This is a genomic window from Streptomyces ossamyceticus (assembly GCF_001418475.1).
GTDB lineage: Bacteria > Actinomycetota > Actinomycetes > Streptomycetales > Streptomycetaceae > Streptomyces > Streptomyces ossamyceticus.
The window spans coordinates 1-2,453 of record NZ_LIQX01000780.1; the positions used below are offsets into that span (position 1 = coordinate 1).

Here is a 2,453-nt window from a genome sequence, read left to right on the forward strand (position 1 = left end):
GCCCCGTCCACCTCCCGGCCCCGGCCAGATCGCCGACGCGTCGTCGCGGGTCGGGTCCGGGAGGTGGACGGGGCGGGTCGGGATCGGACGGGAAACGCCGTCGATGGTCGCCGTCCAGGGCGCGGGGTGGCCCGAGTAGCACAGGGTCGTCAGGGCGAAGACCTCGTCGGCGTAGACCTCCACGTACTCGCCGACCGTCAGGACCCGCAGGCGGGCCGGGGGTTGGGACAGGACGGTCTCGTCCAGGGGGGCGCCGTCGGGACCGGTCACCCGGAGGTTCTTGCCGTCGCAGCCGACGGTGAGGGCCGACCGGGCGGAGCCGGGGGCGTCCGTGCGCAGGGTGATCTCCACGGGGCGGTCGGCGACGGCGATGTCGCCGACGGCGTGCAGGAGGGGGCCGTCCGTCTCCGCGCCCAGCCACCGGTCCATCCCTGGCCACCACTCCAGGCACGGCGCCGAGTCCTCGGGGACCACAAGGGACTTGGGCTGGGCCAGCATGCCCCGGCAGCGGTCGCCCGTGTCGGTGAGGCCGACCCTGCGGGGGGTGGTGTGGAGGACGACGCGGGAGCCGTCGGGGTCGGGGATGACGCGGGGCGCGTAGGCGCCCGTGGGGCCGAGGGGACCCCGGCGGGTCCAGGGGCCGCGGAGGGTGGGCGCCGTCCAGGAGTCGAAGCCCCGGGTCGCGCCGATGGAGCCGAGGAGCAGCCAGCTGCCGTCGTCGAGGCGTTCCAGGACCGGGCATTCGAGTTCGTCGATGTCGCCGGGGGAGATCAGCGGCGGGTGGACGGTCCAGTGCTCCAGGTCGTCCGAGGTGGCGAGGGCCACGCAGCCGCTGACCTCGACCGGGAGCGAGGCGTCGCTCGCGCAGATCACCATCGCCCAGCCGTCGCCCTCGTCGTCCCGCACCACGAACGGGTCGCGCCAGCCCATGCGGTCGGCGGTGCGGTACCAGCGGGGGTCAGCCTCGACGACGGGCCCGGTGCCGTGGCGGTGCCAGCCGGCGCCGTCGGTGCGGTCGGAGTACGCGAGGCCGACCGACTGCAACGGCCAGCCCTCGGGGGTCAGTCCGCTCACGCCCGTGTAGAACATCGCCATCCCGGAGCCGTGGCGGAAGGGGTGCATCGTCCACACCGCCTGCTGGTCGAACCGGCCCGGCAGCCCGTTGCCGAACGCGGTCCCCCGCGGCCGCCAGTCGACCAGGTCGGTCGAGGTGGCCCTGCCGTAGGAGGTCTCCATCCTCAGGTGGTCGAACTCGGTGGTCCACGGCCCCTGGAGGTGCAGCACCGCGTAGGTCCCGTCGTCGTCGCGGAGCAGGGCGAAGTCGTTCACGCAGAGGCCGGGCGGGGCGTATCGCATGCACAGTTCCTGTCGACTCGCAGCGCCCAAACGCGTGCGCTGACCATGGACCTTCTAGGTCTCGCTTGAGAATCGGCCCAAGTAAAACTGAACGCAAACGCTTGCGCAACAACCGGGTCGGGTTTACGGTCACGTCACTCACAGCTCACACCGCCGTGAAGACGTGCAACCGACGGGAGAAGTCCGCCGTGACCGTCAGCATCACCGATGTCGCCCGCGCCGCCGGGGTATCGGCGTCCACCGTGTCCCGCGCGCTGCGCGGCCGGCCTGGCGTGTCGGACGAGGTCCGCGCGCAGATCGCGGCCGTCGCCGAGCAGCTCGGCTACACGGCCTCCCGCTCGGCGTCCAGCCTGGCCAGCGGGCGCACCTTCACCATCGGGGTCGTCGCCCCGTACATCGGCCGGTGGTTCTTCGGCACGGTCCTCGACGCGGCGGAGCAGGTGTTCAGCGCCGCCGGGTACGACGTGCTGCTCTACAACCTGGGCTCGGCGGAGGCGCGCAAGCGCTTCTTCACGAAGATGCCGGTCCGCAAGCGGGTCGACGCGGTGCTGTCGCTGTTGATACCCGACGAGGAGGAGTCGGCCGCGCTGCGTTCGCTGGGCGTGCCGCTGGCCTCCACGGTGGGCGGCGCCCGACCCGGCTTCACAGTGGTCGGCATCGACGACCGGGCGGGCGCGGAGAGTGCCGTACGGCATCTGGTGAACCTCGGCCACCGGCGGATCGGCATGATCTCCGGGGCCAGCGGGCCCCTGCACTGGACCACTCCCGTCGACCGTCGGGCCGCCTATCTGCACGTCCTCGCCGAGGCCGGGATCGAGCCCGACCCTGCGCTGGAGGCGGACGGCGACTACACCGTGGAGGGCGGTGAGCGGGCGATGACCGAGTTGCTGGCCGCCAGCCGGCCGCCGACCGCGGTGTTCGCGCAGTCCGACGAGATGGCGATGGGCGCGTTGCGCGCGCTGCGGCGCCATCGGCTGCGGGTGCCCGAGGACGTGTCCGTGGTCGGCTTCGACGACCACGAACTCGCCGACGTGGTCGGGCTGACGACCGTCGCCCAGCCGGTCGCCGGGCAGGGCGCGGAGGCCGCGCGGCTGCTG

2 protein-coding genes are annotated in these 2,453 nt (G+C 73.1%); one reads left to right on the forward strand and one right to left on the reverse strand.

The annotated features are described in order from the left end of the window. Nucleotides 1–1,356, reverse strand: a 1,356-nt coding sequence (locus tag AOK15_RS38585) for a glycoside hydrolase family protein (RefSeq protein ID WP_063799112.1), incomplete at its 3' end; no start/stop codon positions are given. Nucleotides 1,357–1,544: 188 nt separating this feature from the next. Here AOK15_RS38585 and AOK15_RS38590 point away from each other — a divergent pair. Continuing rightward, nucleotides 1,545–2,453 (forward strand): LacI family DNA-binding transcriptional regulator (locus tag AOK15_RS38590; protein WP_055523560.1); only part of this gene is annotated, 909 nt, incomplete at its 3' end.